A 6,000-nucleotide genomic window follows, 5' to 3' on the forward strand; every position below is an offset into this window, starting at 1 on the left:
GTTTTCATACGTCTTGCAAACCGGATCGCATATATAAATACTGCTCACGGATCACCCGGCACCCTCCGGGCCCGCTCCACACCGAGGACGCACCGCTCGCACCCGCCCCGAGAAAGCCGACGGACCGCCCATGCGCACGCAGCACCCTCCGCAGCGCCGGCGGCCGTCGCCCGGGGCCCTCGCACGGACATCCCAAGCCGCCGTCTCCTACCCGCGTCGGCGCCAGGGGTGTTCGAACGGGCATCGCCTGCGCGATTCGCCCGCGGCGGCTCCGGTCATCCCCTAGGCCGGAGCCGCCGAGAACTCCGTCGAAGACCCCCCACGACGACGCCGCACACCCGGAAGCGATGATCATGACTCTGACGACGACCACGCGCCTCAGCCCCGACTGGCCCTGCCAGGTCAAGGCGCCGGGCAGCTACGACTGGGAGCGCTCCGCCGCCAGGTGGCTGCGGGAACTGGTCCCGGCCCGCTACGCCAGCTACCCGGCCCTGATCCGGCACCCCGTGCTGCTCGCCCGGCACGCGCAGATCCAGGTCCAGCACGAGGTCCGGGTGGCGCGCACGGCGCTTCAGACGGCCCGGGCCGAACTGCCCCTGCTGGGCCTGCCCGAGTCGGTCATCGAGCACACCATCAAGCTGTACGCGGCGGAGGTCATGCAGCTCCAGCACATCGCGCGCAGCGTGCGGGCGGTCACCGAGGCACTGGTCGGACACAGCACGGGCCGCTGACCATGTCGGTCCGGGGACGTGCATATGCCTCACGGATCCCCCACGGGAGTGATCGCAGGTACCGTCCTGTGCGATGCTCGATCCGTGACGAGTGAGCACGCCCCCGCTGTGGACACCGGTGCCGTCGCCGACCTGGCGGCACTGGCCAAGGTGGTGTCCAGGCAGCGCGCCGAGCTGGACCGGCTGCGGGACTCGATGGCCACCTCCGCCGTGCTGGAGCGGGCGAAGGGCGCGCTGATGGCCACCACGGGCTGCTCCCCCGACGCCGCCCACGAGGCGCTGGTGCAGCGGGCCGAGGCCGGCCACCGCACGCTGCTCGAGGAGTGCTGGCTCACCCTCGGCGCCCTGGTGCCCAGCCTGCCCACCGCGCTGGTCCCCGTCCCCGAACCGACGGCCCCGGCCCCCCGCCGGGAGCCGCTCGCCGGGCCGGGCACCGCCGAGACGCTCGGCCGGATCGGCAGGGATCTCGTGCACGTCCGTTCCCCGCAGGACCTGGTCGGGACGCTGCTCGAACACCTGGCACCGGAGCTCGGCGCCGACGCGGTGCTGCTGTACCGGCGACTGCCTACCCTCGGCCTCGAACTCGCCGCCCACGCCGGGGTCGACCCCGCGCTGGCCGAGCTGTGGCACCAGGTGCCCCCGGTGAGCGGGATCGCCCCGCTGGAGGCGATCAGGAACGGTGAGCCGATCTGGCTGGAGCACTTCACGAAGGACAGCCAGGAGTTCCACCTCATCGGCGAACCGCACGCGCGCTGGCGGTCCCGGGCCTGGCTGCCGCTGACGGGAGGCGGCGGGACCGGCATGGCCGTCGGTGTGCTGCGCACGCGCGACGCCGTCTTCGAGCCCGCCGAGCGCGAGCTGCTGCTGGCCGCCGTCCGGCTGTGCGCGGGCCGGCTCACGGCCCTCGGCACCCCGTCCGAGCCGACCGTCCCGGAGTTCTCCCGGACGGTGCAGACCGTCCTGGACGCCCTGCCCGGAGCGGTGGTCCTGCTGACCCCGCTGCGCTCGGCCACCGGTGAGGTGGAGGACTACCGCATCGACGCGGCCGCCCCCGACGCCGTCGACATCCTCGGCCGCGCCGGCCGGGAGATGATCGGCGCGCACATCCTGGAGAGCTACCCGTCCGTCGCGGGCGAGTCGCTGTGGCAGGGCTACCTGAAGGCGCTCGGCGGGGAGCCGTACGAGGGCGAGCCGTTCGTCTACGAGGAGATCATCGCCGGGGTGCCGTTGACGGCCACCTACTCCGTGCGCGCCGCACGCCTGGGCGACGGGCTGCTGGTGACCTGGCTGCGGCACGACACCGAGGAGCGGCAGGAGCAGCGGCTGGCGGACATGCAGCGGCTGGGCAACCTCGGCTGGGCGAGCTGGAACCTGGTCACCCGCCAGGTCACCTGGTCCTCGCAGGTGTACACCATTCTGGGCCGTGACCCGGGGCGCGGGGCGGTCCCGTTGGACCTGCTGCCCGACCTGGTGCTGCCCGAGGACGCCCACGCGTTGGCCCGGGCCGTCTCCGCACTCACCCGCGGCGGCGGCCGGCTGGACGTCCCGTTCCGCATCAGGACCGGCAACGCGGTACGGCATCTGCGCGCCGTCGCCGAGGCGGTGACCTCCCCGGACGGCACGGTCGTCGAGGTGCACGGGTTCGTACAGGACCTCACCGCGCAGCGCAGCGCCGAACTCGCCCTGGTGGACAGCGAACGGGCGATCCTCGTGCAGCGCGGTGTCCTGGACGCCGAACGGGCGCTGGCCATGCGGCTCCAGCATGCCCTGCTGCCACTGCCCAGCAGGCCGGTGCGGCTGTGCGGACTGCGGGTCGAGGTCGCCTATCTGCCCGCCCAGGCGGGTGTCCACGTCGGCGGCGACTGGTTCAGCGCCGTCGAACTGCCCGACGACGCCGCACTGTTCGTCGTCGGTGACGTGGCGGGCCATGGCGTGGACGCGGTCGCGACGATGGCCCAGCTCCGGTTCACCGCCAAGGGCATGGTGGCCACCGGATCCTCGCTGACCGGTGCGCTCGCCCGCCTCAACTTCCTGCTCCTGCACTCGCGCGACAGCCGGTCCACCGCCACCCTGATTCTGGCCCGGTACGAGCCCGCCGACCGCCGTCTCGTCTGGGCGCAGGCAGGGCACCTTCCGCCCCTGCTGGTCCGCGGGGGCGAGGTGCACCGGCTCGACCGCCCGAGCGGCATGCTGCTGGGGGCCTGCGCGGAGCCGTTCTACGAGTCCGCCGAGTTCCGGCTGGAGCCCGGCGACCGGCTGCTGATGTACACGGACGGCCTGGTGGAGCGGCCCGGCGAGGACATCGACGCGAGCCTGGAACGGCTGGCCGAGGCCGTCCGCACCGCGGAGCCCGACTCCGTGTCCGCCCTGCTCGCCGCGATGCTGGAGGGCGAACGACGCGACGACGTCTGCGTGCTGGACATCCGGGTGCCGCTGGAGGACGAGGAGTAACGGCAGCAGGCCCGGTCCCGGCGGCGGTTCGCGTTCGGGCACCGCGGTCAGCCGCCGGTGCCGGTGAGGGTGGTGCGGGACTCCAGGGCGCGGCGGGTGTCGTCACCGTAGACGCCGCGTTCGTCGCCGCTGATGCCGTACCAGATCTGGAAGCGCTCCACGGCGGCGGTGAGGGCGGTGTCGTAGGTCCCGGCGGTGGAGCCGTCGCGGTAGACGTCCGGGATGCGCAGCAGGCGCTGCTCCAGTTCGACGACCTCGGGGCCGGTGTCGCCCTGGCGGAGGGTGCCGGCGCCGTCGGGATCTTCGGTGGTGTTCGAGGCCGGCCCGGTGGCGGCCGGAGCCGTCGTGGCGGACGCGGACGGCTGGGCGGCGGCCGCCGTGCCCTCGCGGCCGGGCAGCAGGAGCGCGCAGCCGAAGCCGACCAGGGCGGCCGCGCCGACGGCGACCACCACGGCGGCTCTGCGCAGCCCCGGCCCGAAGCCGAAGGCGCGCGAGGTTCCGCCGCCACGGCCGCGGCCACGGCCGTCGGTGACCGGCGGCAGCTCCTGGGTCTCGTCCTCCGTCTCGCGCCCGGGAGAGGAGTCGAAGGCCTCGAACCCCGCCGGGCCCCCGACCCCCCTCGCCGTCCGCTCCTTCTCGTCGGCCTCCGCCTCCTCGCGGATCTCCCGCATCAGCTCCGCGAGGGCGTCCAGCCGACGGGGGCGCAGCACGCGCACCGGTTCCAGCACCGGTCCGCGGTGCGCCTGTTCAGGGTCGGGCGGTGTCGACACACTGCTCTCCTTCCACGTGCCGTGCGCACGGGTGTCCGCGATCCCCGAGAACACATACGGGGCGACCGGCTCACCGGTTCAGCTCAGGCGTGCAGTGCACTCAGTTCCCGAATGACGTGCACTGAGTGCCACCAGGGCGGCCGGAATGCTACGTTCGCGTCCATGAGCTCCAGCAGCGTGGCACCGCCCGCCAAGCCGCCCATGCGGGACGCCCTGGTCGCGGCGGCCTTCCGGCTCTTCCTGGAACGCGGCTACGAGCAGACGACCGTCGACGACATCGTCGCCCTCGCCGGGGTCGGGCGCCGCTCGTTCTTCCGCTACTTCCCGTCCAAGGAGGACGTGGTCTTCCCCGACCACGAGGGGTGCCTGGCCGACATGACCTCCTTCCTGGCGGCGAGCGACCCGGAGACCGAGCCGGTGCGGCGGGTGTGCGACGCGGCCCGGATGGTGCTGCGGATGTACGCCGAGAACCCCACGTTCTCCGTGCAGCGCTACCGGCTCACCAAACAGGTCCCCGGACTGCGCGCGTACGAGCTGTCGGTGGTGTGGCGCTACGAGCGCGCACTGGCCGCGTATCTGCGCGCCCGCTACGCGGGCCGGCCGGACGGCACGCTGCGGGCGGACGTCGTCGCGGCGGCGGTGGTCGCGGCGCACAACAACGCGCTCCGCTCGTGGCTGCGTTCGGACGGACAGGGCGACGCGGGCGAGACGGTCGACCACGCCCTCGGGTACGTGCAGGCCGCGTTCGGCACCGAGGACGGCGCTCCCGCTCCCGGCGGGACGGCGGGAGCGCTGTTCGGCGGGCCCGGGGAGCACCCGGACGACGTGGTCGTCCTCGTCTCCCGGCGCGACGCCCCGCTGTGGCGGGTGGTGCAGGAGATCGAGACCGCCTTCGGCCGCGCCTGACGGCGCCGGCCCCCCCTATGTTCGGACCAGTCGAAAGTTAGGGGTACCCAGTACCTTTACCGTTGGCACTGAGTGCCATACGCTGTCGGCGTGCACGGTGGCACTCCGAACCGGGCACAGGCGCGCCCGGCCGGGTCCGGGTGCGCGGGACACCGGATTCCGGGCGAGCGCAGGGAGTTGACCAGCGTGTACCACCACTCGGCGAGCGCCGCACAGTCGGCGGTCGGATTCGCGACGAGCGTTCTCGATCCCGCCCCCGCGGACCACTCCAAGGACGCCATCGTCTTCCAGCGCTGCACCTGGTGCGGTACCGCCATGTACCACCGGCTGCTGTGCCCGGTGTGCCAGGGCAGCGAACTGCGCACGGAGCGCAGCGAGGGCGTGGGCACCGTCCGCCACTCGACGGTGGTGCACCGCAACACGCCCGCCGCGCGCAACGTCTCCCTGATCGAGATGGCCGAGGGCTTCGTCGTACGCGGCCGGGTCATGGGACATCCGATCGGCATCCACAGCGGCGACCGCGTCAGGCTCTCCACCACCAGGGACCCGGTGCGGGGCGAGCCGGTCTTCCAACTCCTCGACGAGGCGTACCGGGGCGCTTGGAGCTGACCGGGACTCCGGTCCGATCCGGTGCCCGGCGGCTCAGGGCGTCGGCGTCACCCGGATGCCGACGGTGCCGTCCCGGCCGCGCCGCAGCCTGCTGCCGAGGAGCGTGAGACGTCCGGTGATGCCGTACTTGCGGGCGACGAGGTCGCGGTAGCGGGCGGTGGTGGCCGGGTCGGCGAGCTCGGCGATGGCCTGTACCGGGTCGCCGGTCGGGCGGCCCCGCAGGTCACAGGGGCCGACCAGGACATCGGGGCGGCGGCGGATCCGCTTGACCTTCCAGCTGTCGGCGGCCGTCCAGACACCGAGGCTGTCCCCGTCCCGCACCACCCACACCGGGGTGGGGACGGGCGTGCCGTCCTTGCGGTAGCTGGTGACCAGCAGGTACTTCCCGGCGCCGAGCCGGTCGAGGGCCGTCCCGGTGGTGTCGTCCATGCCGGAAGTCTAGGGCCCTTCTGATGGATCTCCGTGGGAGAAGGAGCGGCGTTCGGTGCGTGCGATCGGCGTGCGGGGTGGCGGGTCATGTGGCGGAGCCACCT

At 73.3% G+C, this 6,000-nt stretch carries 6 protein-coding genes; 4 read left to right on the plus strand and 2 right to left on the minus strand.

Annotation, left to right across the window (positions count from 1 at the left end; all coding sequences use genetic code 11):
* The first annotated feature begins 347 nt into the window (after window positions 1-347).
* The gene (locus tag AB0958_RS14155) at window positions 348-731 is read left to right on the plus strand and encodes a hypothetical protein (RefSeq protein ID WP_366890670.1); all 384 of its coding nucleotides are present in this window, start codon (window positions 348-350) and stop codon (window positions 729-731) included.
* Window positions 732-839: 108 nt separating this feature from the next.
* Window positions 840-3,182 carry a SpoIIE family protein phosphatase gene (locus tag AB0958_RS14160; protein WP_366890680.1) on the plus strand — a complete coding sequence of 781 codons (2,343 nt, stop codon included), beginning with the start codon at window positions 840-842 and terminating at the stop codon, window positions 3,180-3,182.
* A 47-nt stretch (window positions 3,183-3,229) separates the two neighbouring features.
* On the opposite strand, the gene AB0958_RS14165 is transcribed toward AB0958_RS14160, so the two are convergent.
* Window positions 3,230-3,952, minus strand: a complete 723-nt coding sequence (locus tag AB0958_RS14165; RefSeq protein ID WP_366890671.1) for a peptidoglycan-binding protein — start codon at window positions 3,950-3,952, stop codon at window positions 3,230-3,232.
* A gap of 162 nt (window positions 3,953-4,114) precedes the next feature.
* Here AB0958_RS14165 and AB0958_RS14170 point away from each other — a divergent pair, with 162 nt between their 5' ends.
* Together AB0958_RS14170 and AB0958_RS14175 are read left to right on the plus strand one after the other, a co-directional pair.
* Window positions 4,115-4,858 (plus strand): TetR family transcriptional regulator, encoded by a 744-nt coding sequence (locus tag AB0958_RS14170; RefSeq protein ID WP_366890673.1) that lies wholly within the window; start codon window positions 4,115-4,117, stop codon window positions 4,856-4,858.
* A gap of 186 nt (window positions 4,859-5,044) precedes the next feature.
* A complete protein-coding gene (locus AB0958_RS14175; protein WP_366890674.1) occupies window positions 5,045-5,467 on the plus strand; it encodes a zinc ribbon domain-containing protein in 423 nt (140 codons plus the stop codon).
* A gap of 33 nt (window positions 5,468-5,500) precedes the next feature.
* On the opposite strand, the gene AB0958_RS14180 is transcribed toward AB0958_RS14175, so the two are convergent.
* Window positions 5,501-5,896 carry a PPOX class F420-dependent oxidoreductase gene (locus AB0958_RS14180; protein ID WP_366890675.1) on the minus strand — a complete coding sequence of 132 codons (396 nt, stop codon included), beginning with the start codon at window positions 5,894-5,896 and terminating at the stop codon, window positions 5,501-5,503.
* Window positions 5,897-6,000 lie beyond the last annotated feature (104 nt).

This window comes from Streptomyces sp. NPDC006655 (assembly GCF_040703965.1).
Taxonomy (GTDB): Bacteria; Actinomycetota; Actinomycetes; order Streptomycetales; family Streptomycetaceae; genus Streptomyces.

Coding starts and splice junctions, on each gene's coding strand:
- AB0958_RS14180 (WP_366890675.1), bottom strand. CDS start 5,896: ATGGACGACACCACCGGGACGGCCCTCGACCGGCTCGGCGCCGGGAAG.
- AB0958_RS14170 (WP_366890673.1), top strand. CDS start 4,115: ATGAGCTCCAGCAGCGTGGCACCGCCCGCCAAGCCGCCCATGCGGGAC.
- AB0958_RS14155 (WP_366890670.1), top strand. CDS start 348: ATGATCATGACTCTGACGACGACCACGCGCCTCAGCCCCGACTGGCCC.